Source organism: Neoaquamicrobium microcysteis (assembly GCF_008180155.1).
GTDB lineage: Bacteria > Pseudomonadota > Alphaproteobacteria > Rhizobiales > Rhizobiaceae > Aerobium > Aerobium microcysteis.
Map to the genome: position 1 here is coordinate 296,348 of NZ_VSZS01000064.1, position 16,757 is coordinate 313,104.

The 16,757-nt window shown below is 65.2% G+C and carries 13 protein-coding genes; 1 reads left to right on the plus strand and 12 read right to left on the minus strand.

From position 1 onward, the window contains the following. Nucleotides 1-3: 3 nt before the first annotated feature. The 6 genes from FY036_RS15100 to FY036_RS15125 all read right to left on the minus strand — a co-directional run bounded on the left by FY036_RS15100 (nucleotide 4) and on the right by FY036_RS15125 (nucleotide 9,429). Nucleotides 4-2,691 carry an AMP-binding protein gene (locus tag FY036_RS15100; RefSeq protein ID WP_148915563.1) on the minus strand — a complete coding sequence of 896 codons (2,688 nt, stop codon included), beginning with the start codon at nucleotides 2,689-2,691 and terminating at the stop codon, nucleotides 4-6. Further along, the gene (locus FY036_RS15105; RefSeq protein ID WP_148915564.1) at nucleotides 2,691-4,187 is read right to left on the minus strand and encodes a sugar ABC transporter ATP-binding protein; all 1,497 of its coding nucleotides are present in this window, start codon (nucleotides 4,185-4,187) and stop codon (nucleotides 2,691-2,693) included. Before FY036_RS15105 ends, FY036_RS15100 begins: the two co-directional genes overlap by 1 nt. After that, nucleotides 4,184-5,254: a strictosidine synthase gene (locus tag FY036_RS15110; RefSeq protein ID WP_148915565.1), complete on the minus strand. Its 1,071-nt coding sequence runs from the start codon at nucleotides 5,252-5,254 to the stop codon at nucleotides 4,184-4,186. Before FY036_RS15110 ends, FY036_RS15105 begins: the two co-directional genes overlap by 4 nt. Continuing rightward, on the minus strand, nucleotides 5,251-7,365 hold the full coding sequence (locus FY036_RS15115; RefSeq protein ID WP_148915566.1) for an ABC transporter permease: 2,115 nt from the start codon (nucleotides 7,363-7,365) through the stop codon (nucleotides 5,251-5,253). Before FY036_RS15115 ends, FY036_RS15110 begins: the two co-directional genes overlap by 4 nt. 68 nt (nucleotides 7,366-7,433) lie before the next feature. Then, nucleotides 7,434-8,429 (minus strand): sugar ABC transporter substrate-binding protein, encoded by a 996-nt coding sequence (locus FY036_RS15120; protein WP_148915567.1) that lies wholly within the window; start codon nucleotides 8,427-8,429, stop codon nucleotides 7,434-7,436. 25 nt (nucleotides 8,430-8,454) lie between these two features. Beyond that, entirely contained in the window at nucleotides 8,455-9,429 is a 975-nt protein-coding gene (locus FY036_RS15125) for an ABC transporter permease (protein WP_148915568.1), read from the minus strand. 240 nt (nucleotides 9,430-9,669) lie between these two features. Here FY036_RS15125 and FY036_RS15130 point away from each other — a divergent pair, with 240 nt between their 5' ends. Next, on the plus strand, nucleotides 9,670-10,614 hold the full coding sequence (locus FY036_RS15130; RefSeq protein ID WP_148915569.1) for a helix-turn-helix domain-containing protein: 945 nt from the start codon (nucleotides 9,670-9,672) through the stop codon (nucleotides 10,612-10,614). A 10-nt stretch (nucleotides 10,615-10,624) separates the two neighbouring features. Here FY036_RS15130 and FY036_RS15135 read toward each other — a convergent pair whose 3' ends face one another. From FY036_RS15135 to FY036_RS15160, 6 genes are all read right to left on the minus strand, one after another. Beyond that, on the minus strand, nucleotides 10,625-11,320 hold the full coding sequence (locus FY036_RS15135; protein ID WP_148915630.1) for an ABC transporter ATP-binding protein: 696 nt from the start codon (nucleotides 11,318-11,320) through the stop codon (nucleotides 10,625-10,627). Continuing rightward, nucleotides 11,320-12,084: an ABC transporter ATP-binding protein gene (locus FY036_RS15140; RefSeq protein ID WP_148915570.1), complete on the minus strand. Its 765-nt coding sequence runs from the start codon at nucleotides 12,082-12,084 to the stop codon at nucleotides 11,320-11,322. Before FY036_RS15140 ends, FY036_RS15135 begins: the two co-directional genes overlap by 1 nt. Next, entirely contained in the window at nucleotides 12,081-13,373 is a 1,293-nt protein-coding gene (locus FY036_RS15145; protein ID WP_148915571.1) for a branched-chain amino acid ABC transporter permease, read from the minus strand. Before FY036_RS15145 ends, FY036_RS15140 begins: the two co-directional genes overlap by 4 nt. Then, complete coding sequence (locus FY036_RS15150) at nucleotides 13,370-14,320, minus strand: branched-chain amino acid ABC transporter permease (RefSeq protein ID WP_148915572.1); 951 nt, start codon at nucleotides 14,318-14,320, stop codon at nucleotides 13,370-13,372. Before FY036_RS15150 ends, FY036_RS15145 begins: the two co-directional genes overlap by 4 nt. A gap of 93 nt (nucleotides 14,321-14,413) precedes the next feature. After that, nucleotides 14,414-15,661, minus strand: a complete 1,248-nt coding sequence (locus FY036_RS15155) for a branched-chain amino acid ABC transporter substrate-binding protein (RefSeq protein WP_148915573.1) — start codon at nucleotides 15,659-15,661, stop codon at nucleotides 14,414-14,416. Nucleotides 15,662-15,856: 195 nt separating this feature from the next. Beyond that, the gene (locus FY036_RS15160; RefSeq protein ID WP_148915574.1) at nucleotides 15,857-16,750 is read right to left on the minus strand and encodes an SDR family NAD(P)-dependent oxidoreductase; all 894 of its coding nucleotides are present in this window, start codon (nucleotides 16,748-16,750) and stop codon (nucleotides 15,857-15,859) included. Between the last annotated feature and the right edge of the window lie 7 nt (nucleotides 16,751-16,757).

The following is a 16,757-nucleotide window of genomic DNA, read 5'->3' on the forward strand; positions in this document are numbered from 1 at the left end:
GGTTCAATCCTTGCGGTCGCCATAGACAGGCGGTCTCTTTTCCCGGAACGCTGTCAGGCCTTCCTCAAGGTCGGGGCCGTCGAGATGAAGCGCGAAGCGTTCGATCTCCGCATACATACGTCCCTGCCTCTCGACGTCTCGAGAGCCTGGCCGCGTGAGCCACCGCACATGAGCAAGCGCTTGCGGGCTGCAGCGGCAAATCTCCTGCGCGATCTCCACCGCCCTCGCCATGAGCCGGTCCTTCGGTACCGTCTCGTTGACGAGACCCCAGTCGCGCAGCGTTGCCGCATCGAGCAGGCTGGCCGTATTGAACAGCAGGGCCGCCCGCGACGTTCCGATCCGTTCCGGCAAGCGCACAGTCGCGCCGCCGGCCGGCACGATGCCGTATTTCGCATGGCCGTCGCCGAGCCTTGCCCCCTCGGCCGCGACGATGATGTCGCAGGCGAGCAGCAGTTCCAGCCCGCCGGCGACGGCGACGCCGTTGACAGCGGCGATGACGGGAACCGGAAAATCCTCGATCATCTGGATGACGCCGAGATTGTAGGCGAGCATGTCGATGAGGCGGCTTCCGCCTGCCTGCTGTGCCTGCTCGAACTCGACGAGGTCGCCGCCCGCGCAGAAGGCCTCGCCCGTGGCCGCAAGGATCAGCACCCGCAATGCCGGCAGGGCGGCTGCTTCCCTCAGCCGGCTTTCCAGCGCCTGCACCATGGCCTGCGAAAGCGCGTTGCGGCTTGCCGGCCGGTTCAGCGTGATCGTGGCAACGCCGCCTTCAACTGCCAGCAGAACACCTTCGTCGGCGTTTTCGCTGGCGGCCGCGCTCACGCGGTAGGTTTGCGGCAGCGGCTGCAAGGCTGCCTCCAGCGCCGCGATCTGTTGCGCGGTGGCGCCCGTTACCTCGACATCGACCAGCGTATGCTTCTGGGCGTCGAGCGAAACCGTCACCCGGGCCTTCGCAGCGCTGCCGGCAGCAATGCCAAGTTCGAGGCGAACCTTTTCCTCGATCGCCATGTCGCGAAGCGCCGGCTTGTAGATCTTGCCCACCGCCGTGACGGGCAGCGCGTCGATGACCAGGATGCTGCGAGGCCGGGCCGGCGGCTCGTGCACATGCGCCTCCAGATGCGCCTTCAGCGCCGCGAGGTCGATCTGCATCCCCGGCGCCGGCACGACGAACAGGGCGGGCACCTCGCCGGCATACTGGTCGGGCATGCCGACCGCCGCACTGATATGCACGCCGGCAAACTGGTTGGCCACGTCTTCGATTGCGGCCGGGTCGATATTGTGCCCGCTGCGCACGATCAGATCCTTTTCGCGCCCGGTCAGCACCAGCCGGCCGTCGCTGCGCAGGTAGCCCACGTCGCCCGTTGTAAGCCAGCCATCCGCATCAAGCGTGCCGATGTTGTGCGCCTGATCGACATAGCCCGGAAAGACCTGTGGTCCTTTCACCTGAACCAACCCGCTTTCGCCCGGCTCGCAAAGCGTGTCGTCGTCGGTATCGAGGCGCACGATACGCGTCTGCGAAAACGGCGCGCGGAAGCCGACGCTGCCGGCCAGCGGCTCGCCCCGGCCGGGGTTGAAGGCGATGGCGGCAGCCGTCTCCGTCATGCCGTAGGTCTCGTAAAGCCTGATGCCGGTCGTCGCCTCGAAACGGCTGCCGACGGCTTTCGGCAGCACCGCGCCCCCCGTCAGGGCCATGCGGACTGATGATGCGTCGATGCCTTGATGCCATGTGTTGGTAAGCGCGGCGATCGAGGTCGGCACGCCGTTGATGACCGTGACGCCGAAATCCTCCACAAGTCTCCAGTAGTTTTCCACCACTGCGGGCGGGCGAAGCGCGTAGGGCGACGGCACGATCATGTGAGCGCCGGCCGCCAGCACCGACAGCCCCACCGTCATCGTCCCCCCGACATGGAAGAACGGGAAGCCGTTGATGACGACATCGTTCTCGTCATAGCCGAAGACCTGGGCGAAGGAGAACGCGGCGTGGATCTGGTTTCCGGCGGTCAGCCGTACGAGCTTGGGCCGGCCAGTCGTTCCGCCGGTGTGAAACAGGGCACAGACCGCGTTCCGATCCTGCGACGGTTCGAAATCGAGCGCATCGGCAGGGGAGGGCGAAAGCGCATCGACCAGTCGCGTGAAACCGTCGGCATCTTCCATTGGATCGTCGCCGATCACCAGCACGCGTTGCAGGCTCGGCACATGGTCGAACACGCCCTGCGTCTTGTCCCAGCACATCTCGTCAAGCGACCGGGCCGGCACGATCAGGATCGTCGCCCCTTCGGCATCGAGCAGGTCGAAGATCGCCTCGCGGCTGAGCAGATAGTTGAGCGAGCTGGCGACGCCGGCAACCTGCGCGCCGAGCAGCAGAGCCGGCAGTTCCGGCAGCGTGGGCGACAGGAACGCCGCGACGCCCCTGCCCGGTGCGAGGCCAAGCCTGCGGAACATGTTGGCGGTGCGCGTGATCTCGCCCAGCAGTTCGCGATGGGTCAGTGAGATGCCGACATCTTCCGCGTCGGGTGAACGCAGGACGGTGAGCGCGGGGCGGTCGCCGCAGTGCTGCGCGGTGGCGGCAAACAGATCATGGAGGTTGCGCGCCGTGATCAGCTCGTCATAGGGCGTCGCCTCGATCGCGGCGATGTCATCGATGGTCTCGACGCGCCTGACCGGCTTCGTCGTCTTCAGGAGCCGCTTCATCAGTGGACAGCCGCATACATTATGGTTTCCTCGTCCGCGCGGTGGCCCTCGAACTCCTCCACGATGCGTCCCTGCCGGCAGACGAGGATGCGGTCCGAAAGCTGGAGGATTTCCGGCAGGTAGGACGAGATCACCATCACCGCGATGCCCTCGTCGGCGAGCCGGTTGATGAGGTGGTGGATTTCGGCGATGGCGCCGACATCGACCCCGCGCGTCGGTTCGTCGAATATGACCAGCTTCGGCTTCTGCACGAGCGCCTTGGCCACCACGACCTTCTGCTGGTTGCCGCCGGAAAGCTCGATCACCCGCGCATCCGCGTTGATCGCCTTGACGTTCAGGGCGTCGATCCATTCCTTCGCGATGGCGCGCATCTCCTTCATGGAAACCGTGGTCGATTTCGTCCGGCCCGCCGCCATCGCACCCAGATGAATGTTCTCGGCGATCGACATCGTTTCGAAGAAGCCCTCGATCTTGCGGTCCTCGGTGACGTAGATGATGCCATCGCGCACCGCGGGCCGCGGCACCCGGTAGCGCACCGGCCGCCCGTTGAGCCGCACCTGTCCGCCGTGGAAGAAGTCTCGCTTGAGAACGCCGGCCACCACCTTCGCCGCCTCCGTGCGGCCCGAGCCGATGAGGCCGAACACGCCGGTGATCTGGCCGGCGAAGACGGAGAACGATGTGTTGCGCACCATGTTGCCCATGGAAAGGTTCTGGACGCTGAGAACCTTCTCGCCGGCGCCGCGAACCTGCCGGTCCGTGTGGGAGCCGTAGAGTTCGCCGCTGAGCGTGCGGCCGACCATCGCGCGCACGATCTTCTCGCGGTCGAAGGCCGAGGTCGCGTCGGTGACGACGTGCTGGCCGTCGCGCATCACGGTGATGCGGTCGGCGATCTGCAATGCTTCCTCGAGCGCGTGGCTGATGAAGATGATCGACACGCCGCGCTGCTTCAGCCGGCTAACCAGCGAGAAGAACTGGTGCTTCTCCTCCGGCGTCAGCGTCGCGGTGGGCTCGTCGAAGATGATGACCTGCGCGTTGTGATGCACCGCGCGCGCGATCTCGACCATCTGCTTCTGGCCCGCACCGAGGGTCGCGACCATCGCCGTCGGGTCGACGTGGAAATTGAGGGACTGGAGGAACTGCTGGCCGGCGATGTAGATGCCGCGCAGGCGGTGAAAGAGCTTGTCGTCTGTGAGATAGATGTTCTGCGCGACGGTGAGCGAGGGGACAAGGCTCGTCTCCTGATAGACCATGGCGATGCCGCGCCCGAGCGCATCGGAGGGCGAGCCCAGTTCTACCTTCTGCCCGTCTACCCAGAGCTCGCCGGAGGTCGGATGGACGACGCCGGCGATCATCTTGGTCAGCGTGGACTTGCCTGCGCCGTTCTCGCCCAGAAGGGCGTGCACCTCGCCGCGATGCAGCGCGAAGCTGACATCCTGCACCGCTGGAACGCCGCGATATTCCTTGGTAGCGTTCCTGAGTTCGACGATGGCGTTCATGCGGCTTCTCCCATCGCGTGGAGGGCCACGACGACGCCGTCACCACGCGATGCCGCGAAAACATGCCCGTCGTGCTCGATGACGCTGGTGATGCCGTGCGTGGCTCCGTCGGCCCGGCTGTGGAGGCTCGATTGCGGGCGCAAGCCCTCGTCGAACCGCACGCACAGCCCGGCCGACATGGTCGGGGCCCAAGGTTTCAACAAGCCCAGATGCTTCACGCCGCCGCCTTGCAGCGGTTCGTAGAAGCTGCGGCCGGAACGCAGGGTAGGGGCGACCCAGAACGGCTGGGGAACCTCGGCCAGCATGCGCCGGCGATAGGCGGGCTCGCGCAGCACGAACTCGACAAGCTGGCTGCGCGGCGCAAAGCCCGCGAGCCAGTATCCGCCGGCTGTAGCCGATATCCTGCCGGGATAGGCCGGAAGGTCGGCGGCCAGCACTTCGGCCGGCCCGCCGTCGACCGGAAGTCCCAGCAGGCGATGCCGCCAGGCTTCCGACGCGATGAGACGGTCGCCCGCGAGCGCGAGGCCGGCCGGCCAGGCAAGCCCGTCGGCAAGCGTGCTGCCTTCCCCGCTCTCCAGATCGATGTGCCGGACGCTGCCGGATGCGTTGCGTTCCATCAGGTCGCGCTGCCAGTCATCGGCACCGTTGGTCGCCGACCCGCTGGCGACGTAGAGCCGCCCGCCGCCGGCAACCATCGCCGTGATGCAGGCCAAGCCCGGATCGTAGCGCCTTCCGTCGAACGCACCGCCGAATATGACGATCTCGCCGGTCGCGAGCGCGGCAGCGAGGCCGCCTTCAACGGCGGCCATGGCGGTGATGGGCGCGCCGCATCCATATGTCGCCTCCCATTGCTTAGCCGGCGAAAGGCGATGAATATGATCGCCCGCCGAAGCGTGAACCAGGCCGGCTGAAACGGCGATGCAGTCGACATTTTCGAGCGGCAGTTTCGTGCCGGCTTCGTCCAGCCTGCGGTTGGGCCGCATGGCACCGTCCAGCGCCGGCACGGTCACGGCCGCCTCGCCGCGCCCCAGCAGATTGTCCAGCGTACGCGCGAGCGCTGCGATCATGTCCGCCCCCAATAGGATGTCTGGCCGGTCCAGCTCTCGTCCATGCCGTCCAGCTTCAGTTTTCCGATGCGGTTGTTGAAGATGCCGCCGATGTAGAGGTGGCCCTTGTGCTCTCGCATCGAGGTTATCATCGGGTGGTTCTCGCCACCGAAATCCCACAGCGTCTCTATGATGCGGCCGTTCTCGTCGAAGCGGATGACGCAGCCGGTATTGATGTTGGGATAGAGCCATTCGTCGGGCGCGATGCGGCGCGCCATGCGCTTGCGGAAGCCCGGCATCTTCATCGCCAGATCGACCGAGGGCGTGCGCATGCCAACCAGTGCGACCCAGTACGTACCGTCGGATGCGCGGTTGATGTTGTCCGGGTAGCCGGGCAGATCGGAGATGACCGGCTCCACCGTTCCCTTCTTCGGCCCGTCGAACCAGTAGCGGCTGATGCGGCAGCCCCAAGTCTCGGCGAACAGGAACGACTGCCCGTCATGGGTCATGCAGATGCCATTCGGGAAGACGAGGTTCTTCAGCACCGTGCGGGTAGAACCCGTGTTCGGATCGAAGCACACGATACGTCCGTTGCCGCGCGATTCCAGGCAGTCCACCGGCCAATCGTGCATCTCGTAGCGGATCGTCGCTTCGCTGAAGAAGACGCGGCCGTCGAGCGCGATGTCGAGATCGTCCGCCAGCCGCAGGCGCGAATCGTCGATGATGGAGAGCCACGAGCGGTTGGTCTCGTCGGTCAGCCGCTCGATCCGGCGGTCCATCGTCACGCGATAGAGGCCCATGCCGCCGATGCACACCAGCAGCGAACCATCCTTGGCGAACGCCATGCCGAGCGGACGTCCGCCGGTATGGGCGAAAACTTCCTGCCTTTTGTAGTCGGGCGCGAAGAACCGGACGATGTCGCCGGTGCGGTCGCCGACATAGATATTGTCGTCGTCGTCGAGGATGACGTCCTCCGGGCCGTCGATCCGGCCAAGGCCGATCAGCTCGACCGGGCGCAGCCGGTCATTCAGGGCATAGGGCGAGGCGCCGCTCGTCGGCGGTGCCGGAGGCAGGTCGGCATAGGTGGGCGAGACGTATACCTTTGACAGGACCTTGTGGCGGTTCTTGAGCCACCGCACGTCGATGGCCACGGCCGCCAGAAGCACGATGCCGAGAAGCAGCGAGTTCGCACCGCTGGTGACCCCGAGCCGGACGAGGCTGTTGACGATAATCATCACCGTGATGGAGCCGATCACCGCCTTCGCCGCCGAGCCGCGTCCGCCACCGAGGCTGTTGCCGCCCAGCACGGCTGCCGTCAGCGCGGCGATCTCCAGACCGATGCCGGTATCGGCCCCGGCGCCGCCGAGGCGCGAGGCGAACAGGACGCCCGCGAGCGACGCGAGGATGCCGGACACGACATAGGTCGAGCAGATGACGCGGCGGACGGGGATGCCGACATTGTGCGCCGAGCGGCGCGAGCCGCCGACGGCCAGTATGTGCCAGCCCGCGCGGCTGCGGCTGAGGACCAGATGGATGATGACGGCGATCGTCACGATCACGACGACGCTGAACGGCGCGCCCAGCAGGAAGCCCTCGCCGAAGAAATACCAGAGATCGGAATCGGGAAAGGCGGCCGCAATGGAAACCGAATATTTCAGCAGCAGCATGTCGACGATGGCGCGCACGATGATGAGGGTGACGAGCGTCGTCAGGAAGGCGCGCAGCCGCAGATACCCCACGAGAAGGCCGTTGACGAGGCCTACGGCCGCGCCACACATGACGGTCGTGGCGACCACGGCCGGCACCGACCATTCCGCGACGCTGATGAGCGCCAACGCAACGATGTTGCCGAGCGCGAAGGTGGATCCGACGGACAGGTCGATGCCGCCCGCGACCATGACGATCATCAGCGCGATGACGATCAGCCCGAACTCGCCCCATTGCCGCGCCAGGTTGGTCACGCTGGCGGAACCGAAGAAGTCGGGTATCAGCGATCCGAAGACGGCCAGCACCGCCAGCAGGATGAGCATCGGGATGGCGTTGTCGACCCAGCGCTTGGTGAGGATTTCACCGACGAGGTGGTCGGGCACGGCGCGGTAGCGCCACCGTGTCATCGTGTCTGACAGGCTCATGAGGATTCGCTCTATTCAATGGAACGGGAGGCATGGGCGGACCGGCCGCCCATGCCCCGCACGACAGGTCAGTTGAGACCGGGCAAGGACCAGCACGAGGCTGGCGTCATGTTGTCCTTCGTCACGAAGTCGAGCGGCGTGAACAGCGTGGTCTTGGTCGTGCCGGCCGGCTGCCCCTGCTGGATGAGGTGCTTGATCATCGTCGCCATATCACGCGCCTGGCCCGGCACGTGGTAGACGACGACCTCCGAATAGGTGCCGTTGGCCAGCCCGTCACAGGCCATCTGGTTGCCGCCGCCCTGCGTGAGCAGGTAGACGTCCTTGCCCGATTCCTTGATGGCCGCGGCGGTGCCCACGTCCATCACGTCCCAGAAGCCGGTGATCGCGCACAGGTCCGGATGCTGCTGGATCACGGTCGCGGCGATGTTCTTCGCCTTGGTGCCGTCCCAGTCGGCGGCCTGGTTCGATACGATCTGGATGTCGTCGTGCTGCGACAGCACGTTCTGGATGCCCTGCATTTGGTAGACGCTGGCGGCGGCCGTCAGCACGCCCTGGGTGATGGCCACCTTGCCGCTGCCGCCATTGGCCGGCGAGCAGACCTCGACCAGCCGTTCGCCAATCCGCTGCCCCATGCCGACATAGTCGGCCCCGATGAAGGCGTCGGTCGAATAGCTCGACCGCATGTTCACCTGCACGACGTAGATGCCGGCTTCCTCGGCCCGGCGCAGGAGGCGGGCATAGGACTGGACGTCGGGATTATGGACGACGATGACGTCGGGCTTTTCCGAGATCAGCGAGGTGATCGCCTGAGCGCCCGCATCCGTGCTCCAGTTGGGATCGCGGATGTCGATCGTCATGCCCAGTGGTTCGAGCGCTTCCTTGAGGCCTGCGGCCCAGCCTTCGGTGAGGTCGAAGCCCATGGCCACGGGTATGTAGGCCACGCGCTTTCCCTCGAACGCGCTGTAGTAAGGTTCGCGCGTGGGGTCGTCGATGCCCTGAGCGAAGGCCGCTCCGGCGCAAAGGGTGACTGCCGTTGCCAGCAGGGTGGTCGTTATCAGTCGCATGTTGCTCCTCCCATTGAGAACAAGGCTAGATGTCCCCTTGCTGAGCGGTCTGCTCGTCACGGGGGTTGACGATCGTGTCGATCACGATTGCGGTGAGAAGGATGATGCCCTTGATGACGTTCTGGACGGTGTACTGGATGTCCATGATCGTCATGCCGTTCAGCAGCACGCCGATGAGCAGCGTACCGACGATGACGTTGCGTATGCCGCCCTTGCCGCCCGACAGGCCGATGCCGCCCAGCACCACGACGAGGATCACGTCGTAGACGTAGGTCGAGATCGCGACGCGCGTGTTCATGCTGGCGACCGAGGCGGCCGTGACCATGCCGGCCATGAAGCCGATGAGCGACGACAGAACGTACTGCATCACGATGACCGGACGCGCGGGTATGCCGGTGATGCGCGCGGCCAGAAGGTTGTCGCCCACCGCACGCAGATAGTGACCAGCCCTCGTGTAGCGGAGGAACAGGTAGCCCATCAGGCACACGCCGGCGAAGACGAAGATGGGCACCGGCACGCCGTAGATGGTGCCCTGTCCGAGCCACAGCAGGTGGCGGGCCGCCTCCGGCATGTAGACGACATCGAGCCGCAGCAGGAAGTAGCGCCCGAACCCGTAGATCAGCGTCCCCATCGCCAGCGTGGCGAAGATGGCGGGGATTTCGACATAAGCGACAAGGCAGCCGGTGATCGTGCCCGTCACGAGGCTGAAGGCGAGCCCCATAGCCACCGCCTGGTGCAGCGGCACGCCGTTGGCGACCAGTTGCAGGGTCCATGCGACCGAGACGGCCATCAGCGCCACCAGCGAGAGGTCGATGCCCCGGCCGATGACCACCAGCCCCATCGCTACGCCCAGCATGCCAAGGATCGATACGCTGCGAACGAGATTGAGCAAATTGTTGGTCGTCAGGAAGCCCGGCAGCGCTATCGCGAAACCGATGCACAAAAGGACGGCCAGACCGAAGACGATCTGCTCCTGACTGAGATGCCCAAGAGCCCGCATGCAATTCCTCCCTTGCGTCGGTCCAGATGGGTGGGCCGACGATCGGGCCGGAGGTTAGGAGCGCCGGCTATGCGATTCTTCTCCACGGGCGCATGATTTTTGCGTGAGAGCGCAGTGGCACGATTGTCCGCTGGACGCCTGCAACGATGCAGAATACGCTGCGTCAATGCCGTGTCCGGGCTGAGGAGGATCGCTTCGACGCGAAGCCGGCCAAGGGTTCTGTAGAGGGTGGAGGACCCCATGGACCTTGTATTTTCGACCGACAATTATGAGCCCGCGAAGCGGTATGCTGCGTGGCGCGACGCCATCTGCGACGTCTATGTGCATGTCGACGTAAAGGCCGCCGATCCCGAGCGTTATCGCGGCTTCATTCGCGAGGCGAAATTCGGCGGCGTGGTGCTGACGGACATCCTGCTTTCGGAACAGAACATCAGGCGCAACCGCCAGCACATCTCGCGGCTGGATAAGGAATGCTACTATCTCCAGCTCCTGCACAAGGGCAGCATCAGCGTCGTGCAGGGCGGCGAGGTGCACAAGTCCAACGCGGCGCGCGGCGCGATCTTCTGCGCGACCGAACAGTATGAGCTGCACGGCCATGGCGAGGTCCGCTCGTTCTACCTCGAAATACCGCGCGACGAGTTCGCGCTGCGCTTTCCGCGCGAGCGGATACCCGTGTCGGCCGCACTCAACACCACGCAGGGGCTGGGCCGCATCGCCACCGAGTTCTGTGCGACGCTGGCCACCGAGGGCTCGCGCCTGGAGGACGGGGTTCGAGCCGGACTGGGCAGCCAGCTCATGGATTTGCTGGCCTTCTCGCTCATGACCAGCGAGGGCGACATGCCGGCCGCCGAAGGGGCGGTGCAGAAGGCGAGGTTGCGCTCGGTCCAGCAGTGGATCGAGACGCACATCGCCGAGCCCGACCTTTCGCTGGAGCGGGTGGCGACCGCCAACGGCATGTCGCTGCGCTATCTGCACCTGCTGTTCAGGAACTGCGACATGTCCGCGTCGGAGTGGATCTGGAACCGCAGGCTGCAACTGGCCTACGACCGGATTTCGCGGGGCGACGGCGTGTCGATCACCGCGATCGCCTACGATCACGGCTTCAACAGCTCGTCGCACTTCTCCACGATGTTCCGCAGGAAATACGGCCTGTCGCCGCGCGACATTGCGCGCAGCAGACAGTAGTCAGTCGGCCCTAAACTTCCAGCCACTCGCGCCGGATCGCCTCGTTGGCCAGAAGCTCGGCCGGCGTGCCCTCGAACACGATCTGGCCGTGCCCCATGACGTAGACGCGGTGCGAGATGCGCATCGCGATGACAAGCCTCTGCTCGACCAGCAGGATGGAAATGCCCCGCTGCGCGATCTCTTGCAGGAGCTCGCCGATGCGTTCCACCATCTGCGGCGCGAGGCCCTCGGTCGGCTCGTCGATCATGATGAGATCGGGATTGCCCATGAGCGTGCGGCAGATGGTGAGCATCTGCTGCTCGCCGCCCGACAGCGCGCCACCCGGGGCGTTGGCGCGGTCCTTGAGCTGCGGGAAGAGCTTCCACGTTTCTTCGAGGCTCCAGCGCGGGTTTTCGACCCCGCGCTTGATGCCCAGAAGCAGGTTTTGCTCGACCGTCAGCGAGGGGAAGATGGCGCGTTCTTCCGGCACGAAGCCGATGCCCAGATGCGCGATCTCGTGCGGGCTGCGCCCGGCCACCGGCTTGCCGCGGAACGTGATCCGGCCCTGCGGTGCGGGGTCGCCCATGATCGCCTTGAGCGTGGTGGAACGGCCCACACCGTTGCGCCCGAGGATGCTGACGATCTCGTTGTCGCCCACTTCGAGGCTTACGCCCTGCAGGATGTGGCTCTTGCCGTAATAGGCGTGAAGGTCGCTTACCTGAAGCATCATGCGGCCTCCGTGCCGAGATAGGCCTGCTGGACCGCGGCATTGGCCTTGATCCGCTCAGGCGTGTCCGATGCGATCACCTGTCCGTAGACGAGCACCGAAATGCGGTCTGCCAGATCGAAGACGACATGCATGTCGTGCTCGATCATCAGTAGCGTGCGGTTCTCGCTGACCTTGCGGATCAGCGCGACGACGCGTTCCACCTCGGCATGGCTCATGCCGGCCGTGGGCTCGTCGAGCAGGATGACGTCGGCGCTGCCGGCGATGGTGAGGCCGATCTCGAGCGCGCGCTGCTCGCCATAGGTCAGCACGCCCGCAGGCACGTCCGCGCGGTCCATCAGGTCGATTTCGGTCAGGATTTCCTCGGTGCGGCGTCTCACCTCGTCCAGCCGCTCCACCCCTTTCCAGAACGCATATTTGTGGCCCATAGCCCACAGCGTCGCGCAGCGGACGTTTTCCCACACGCTCAGGCGCGGGAAGATGTTGGTGACCTGGAAGCTGCGCGACAGGCCGCGCCGGTTGATGAGCTGCGGCGGCATGCCGGCAATGTCTTCGCCGCGCAGCTCTATCGTCCCCCCGTCTGGGCGATAGTGCCCGCTGATGAGATGGAACAGCGTCGACTTGCCGGCGCCGTTCGGGCCGATGACGGCATGGCGCTCGCCCGGCGCCACGACGAGGTCGACGCCGCGGATGATCTCCATAGGGCCGAAGCTCTTGCGGACGCCGGCGAGCTCGATGGCCGGAACAGGGCGGGCTTCGTTCATCGGTTCCCCCTTTGCGGCAGGGCCGCGTCATAGGCGTTGCGGGCAAGGCGCGCGGCGCGCAGGAACAGCCAGAGCCCGACCGCGAACACGACGGCTCCGATCGCCCAAGGCGTCAGCGTCGTCACGTCGAACGGGATCGAGTAGAGCGTCATGCGCGGCCCATAGGCGGCCCTGATGCTGAACTGGTGGCTGGTCTCGATAAGCATGGCGAGCCCCGCCACCGCAACCGCACCCGGCACGAACATCAGGAAGTAGTAGGGCAGCACGCGATGCAGCGTGCGCGCGGCCAGCAGCGGCTGCTGCATGGAGAGCAGGCCCGCGATGCCGCCCGGCGCGAACATCACCACCCCGATGAACAGCAGGCCGACATAGAGCGGCCACACAGTCGTGGCGTCGCTGAGTATCAGCTGGAGCCAGGTGACGAGGATCGCGCCGATGATCGGGCCGGCAAAGTTTCCGACACCGCCGATATAGGTCATCAGCACGACCGAGCCGGATTCCACGGCGCCCATCTGCGCGGCGTTGACGATCTCGAAATTGATCGCTGACAGGCCGCCCGCGACACCGGCGAAGAGGCCCGACAGGCTGAAGGCGATGAAGCGCACCGTGCTGGGATCGTAGCCGATGAAGCTGACACGCTGGGGGTTGTCGCGAACGGCGTTGCAGATGCGCCCGAACGGGGTGCGCGTGATGGCGTACATCAGCACGATCGACAGGAAGCACCACGCCGCGATCAGGTAGTAGACCTGTATCTGCGGACCGAAAGAGTAGCCGAAGACGCGCAGCATGTCTGTTCTGTCGGTGGTGATGCCTTCCTCGCCGCCAAAGAAGCGGCGCAGGATGAGCGCGCTGGACGCGACGAGCTCGCCGATGCCCAGCGTAATCATGGCGAAGGCCGTTCCCGCGCGTTTCGTCGCCACCGCGCCGAAAAGCACGCCGAAAAACAGCCCGCCCAGCGCGCCGACGACAGGAAACAGAGGCAGCGGTATCGGATAGCTGTTGCCGCCGACCAGGTTGAGCATGTGAACCGTGGCGAAACCGCCCAGCCCGAAGAATACCGCATGGCCGAAGGACAGCAGTCCCGTCTGGCCCAGCAGCATGTTGTAGGACAGGGCGAAGACGATCATCGTCCCCATCAGACTCATGGTGGAAAGCGCAAGCCGCGAGCTGAAGACGTAGGGAAGCAGCAGCAGGGTGAGCGCCAGCGCGATCCAGATGCCGTACCGGACGAGAAGTCCGGCACGGGTCGAGGCGGGCGCGGCGGAAGAGATCGTGGCAGACTGGTTCATGTGTCACGGGTTCCCATGAGTCCGCGCGGCCGGAAGATCAGGACCAGCACCAGCAGGATGTACGGCATGATCGGCGCGATCTGCGCGATGGTGACGCGCCAGATGTCGGCCAGCCAGACTTCCAGAACGGCGGAGAGCTGCGAAGTGCCGAACAGGTCGGCAAGCGAGACGTTGAAGGCGACCGCGAAGGTCTGGACGAGACCGATCAGCAGGGACGCGACGAGCGCACCGCCGAGCGAGCCCAGCCCGCCGACGACCACGACGACGAACAGGATCGGCCCCAGCAGGGCTGCCATGTTGGACTGCGTGATCAGGATCGGCCCGGCGATCACGCCGGCGATTGCCGCCAGGCCCACGCCCACGCCGAAGACCAGCATGAAGATGCGGTCGACATTGTGGCCCAGCATGCCGACCATGCCCGGATGGGTGAGCGCCGCCTGCACGATAAGGCCGATGCGCGTGCGCTTGATCGTGAGAAGCAGGGCGATGAAGATCGCGACCGATATCAGCAGCACGAAGAGCCTGAACGCCGGATAGTTGACCGAGAACACCGTGAAGGCCGCGAAATCGAGAGATGGCGGCACGCGGTAATCGACCGGCAGCTTACCCCAGAACATCTCGACCATCTCGGTGATGACGAAGGTGAGGCCGAAGGTGAAGAGCAGCTCGGCGACGTGGCCGTGCTTGTGCACGCGGCGCAGCCCGTAGCGCTCTACGGCCATGCCGATCAGCCCGACGAGTACCGGGGCGATGATGAGCGCTGGCCAGAAACCCAGCCTGCGGCTGATCTCGAAGCCGAAGAACGCGCCGAGCATGTAGAAGCTCGCATGGGCAAGGTTGAGCACGCCCATCATGCTGAAAATGACGGTCAGCCCGCTGGCCATCAGGAACAGCAGCATGCCGTAAAGGACGCCGTTGAGCGTCGAAACAAGGATGATCTCAAGCACGGTTGAACCTTCCGCGGCCGTTGCCGGCGCTTTCAGGAGGATTTTGCGGATGGGCCGGGCGGCGCGCGGAGCGCCACCCGGCCGGTTCGTCCCTTACGGACGTTCCATCTCGCAGGTCGTGGGAAGCAGCGTGTCCTCGGTGGGCACGGTGGCGGCGAGCTTCCAGCCCCAGCCGGTGTGCTCCTCGTCGAACTTCTCGCCCTCGCCAAGCTCGCCCAGCGCCGCGATGTAGAGCGGCTGGAAGAACTGGTGGTCGTCCGCGCGCATGAAGCCCTCCTCGCCCTTGGCGAAGCTGTCGTGCTTCATCTCGACGAGCTTGGGTATGAAATCGCCCGGATCCTCCGACCCGGCCTCTTCCATGGCCTTGAACACCATGTCCATCATGTTGAACACGCGCGGGAAGTAGACCGGAGCGGACGAGAACCGCTCCATATAAGCGCCGGCGCGTTCTTCCGCCGGGCCGTAGCCGAGATTGTTGATGCCCTCGTTGATCTGGAAGACCTTGTTTTCGAGGTTCGCCTGCTTGATGGCGGTGGGTGCGCCGGCGCCGCCGGCATAGAACGTGTACCAGTCGACATCGAGGCCGGTTTCGCCGGCCGCCTTTATCAGCAGTGCCAGATCCTGGCCCCAGTTGCCGGTGATGACGGTGTCTGCGCCGGAAGCGCGGATCTTGGCGACATAGGGCGCGAAGTCGGTGATGCGCACCAGCGGATGATACTCGTCGCCGACGATCTCGATGTCAGGACGCTTTTCATTGAGCATGCGCTTGGCGGCACCCGCTACCGCATGGCCGAACGAATAGTCCTGCGAGATAAGGTAGACCTTCTTGATGTCTTCCTTGTCCTTCATGAAATTCGTCAGCGCTTCCATCTTAATGTCGGCGCTGGCATCCCAGGTGAAGTGCCAGTAGCTGCACTTCTCGTTGGTCAGCACCGGATCGATGGCGGCGTAGTTCAGGTGGACGATGTTCTCGCCCGGATTGCGCTCATTGTACTTGGTGATGAAGTCGGAAACCGCGACCGCGACAGACGAACCGTTGCCCTGCACGATGACCTGAATGCCCTCGTCGATGGCCTTCTGCACCTGCACGAGGCTGATCTGGGGGTTGGTCTGGTTGTCGTAGCCGACGATCTGAACCTGCTTGCCGTTGATGCCGCCGCGCGCGTTGACCTCGTCGGCGATGAAGTTGAGCTGGTTGAGCCCGATCTGGCCGATGCTGGCGCCGCCGCCCGAGAGCGGATCGACATAGCCGATCTTGATCGTTTCCTGGGCCATTGCCGACAGCGCGGTCGAGCCCAGCATGGCGAGCGCAAGCGCCGCCGATCCGATGAATGTTCTCATTGTTCTCCTCCACAAAACGGGAACGGACTATCCATCCCCCTCCATTTCCGGCAGCGTCGATGGCGTTGTCGTAGCGCCCCGCGGTTCCTTCCAGACCGCGGGACTTCCGCCCCTCGATGCTGCCCTGCAGCGCGCCGCGATCCTCAGATCCGTTCTGCGCGCTCCAATCCGTCGTTTCGTCGCGCTGTTCTCCCGTCAGCCGTTGGCTACCTTTGCCGGCTCATTGGCGGCGGCGCTTGCGACCTCACGCTCGCTCTGCACGAAGCCGTAGCCGGGCACGATGTCGCCGGTCCGGTCCGAGATGCGGTCCCAGTTGGTCCGCACCCGCTCGGCCGCCCCATTGTCCGCGCCGACGAAAGCGCCACTGGTGAGCGTGATGTTGGCTTGCGCGAAATGCCCGGCTCCGGCGCACAGGATCGCCCGTGTCGGCGCATCCTCGGCAACGAGCGCCAGAAGCCCGGGGCTTACGAGTTCGGGAGAAAGCCGGTCGAGCGTATCCTGCGACATGAGCCCGCCGGTCATGGCCGTGGCGGCCGTGGGCGCGAGGCAGTTGACGCGGATGTCGTATTTCTCGCCCTCGAGCGCGAGGGTCTGCATGAGACCGACGAGCGCCATCTTGGCTGCTCCGTAGTTCGACTGGCCGAAATTGCCGAAGAGACCCGACGAGGAGGTGGTCATCACCACGCGTCCGTATTTCTGCTCGCGCATGATCTCCCACACGGCCTTGGTGCAGACGACCGAGCCGATGAGGTGCACGTCGATGACTTCGCGGAACTCGGCCAGCGTCATCTTCGCGAACGTCCTGTCGCGCAGGATGCCGGCATTGTTGACGAGGATATCGACGCGGCCCCAGGCGGACATCGCCTGAGCGACCATTTCCCCAATGCGGGCTTCGTCCGTGACGGATGCCGCGAAGGCGAGCGCTTGCGCACCCTTCGCCCGAAGCCCGGCGGCGACGCGCTCGGCGGCCTCGTCGTTCATGTCGTTGACGAGGAGTTTGGCGCCAAGACCGGCAAGCAGTTCGGCATGGGCCTTGCCCAGCCCGCCGCCGGCACCCGTAACGATCGCCACCCGGTCCTGAAGCTGCATTTCCACT

What these genes read in the sequence shown, in the direction of transcription:
- FY036_RS15100 (WP_148915563.1), bottom strand. Translation starts at nt 2,691, where the DNA reads ATGAAGCGGCTCCTGAAGACGACGAAGCCGGTCAGGCGCGTCGAGACC.
- FY036_RS15105 (WP_148915564.1), bottom strand. Translation starts at nt 4,187, where the DNA reads ATGAACGCCATCGTCGAACTCAGGAACGCTACCAAGGAATATCGCGGC.
- FY036_RS15110 (WP_148915565.1), bottom strand. Translation starts at nt 5,254, where the DNA reads ATGATCGCAGCGCTCGCGCGTACGCTGGACAATCTGCTGGGGCGCGGC.
- FY036_RS15115 (WP_148915566.1), bottom strand. Translation starts at nt 7,365, where the DNA reads ATGAGCCTGTCAGACACGATGACACGGTGGCGCTACCGCGCCGTGCCC.
- FY036_RS15120 (WP_148915567.1), bottom strand. Translation starts at nt 8,429, where the DNA reads ATGCGACTGATAACGACCACCCTGCTGGCAACGGCAGTCACCCTTTGC.
- FY036_RS15125 (WP_148915568.1), bottom strand. Translation starts at nt 9,429, where the DNA reads ATGCGGGCTCTTGGGCATCTCAGTCAGGAGCAGATCGTCTTCGGTCTG.
- FY036_RS15130 (WP_148915569.1), top strand. Translation starts at nt 9,670, where the DNA reads ATGGACCTTGTATTTTCGACCGACAATTATGAGCCCGCGAAGCGGTAT.
- FY036_RS15135 (WP_148915630.1), bottom strand. Translation starts at nt 11,320, where the DNA reads ATGCTTCAGGTAAGCGACCTTCACGCCTATTACGGCAAGAGCCACATC.
- FY036_RS15140 (WP_148915570.1), bottom strand. Translation starts at nt 12,084, where the DNA reads ATGAACGAAGCCCGCCCTGTTCCGGCCATCGAGCTCGCCGGCGTCCGC.
- FY036_RS15145 (WP_148915571.1), bottom strand. Translation starts at nt 13,373, where the DNA reads ATGAACCAGTCTGCCACGATCTCTTCCGCCGCGCCCGCCTCGACCCGT.
- FY036_RS15155 (WP_148915573.1), bottom strand. Translation starts at nt 15,661, where the DNA reads ATGAGAACATTCATCGGATCGGCGGCGCTTGCGCTCGCCATGCTGGGC.
- FY036_RS15160 (WP_148915574.1), bottom strand. Translation starts at nt 16,750, where the DNA reads ATGCAGCTTCAGGACCGGGTGGCGATCGTTACGGGTGCCGGCGGCGGG.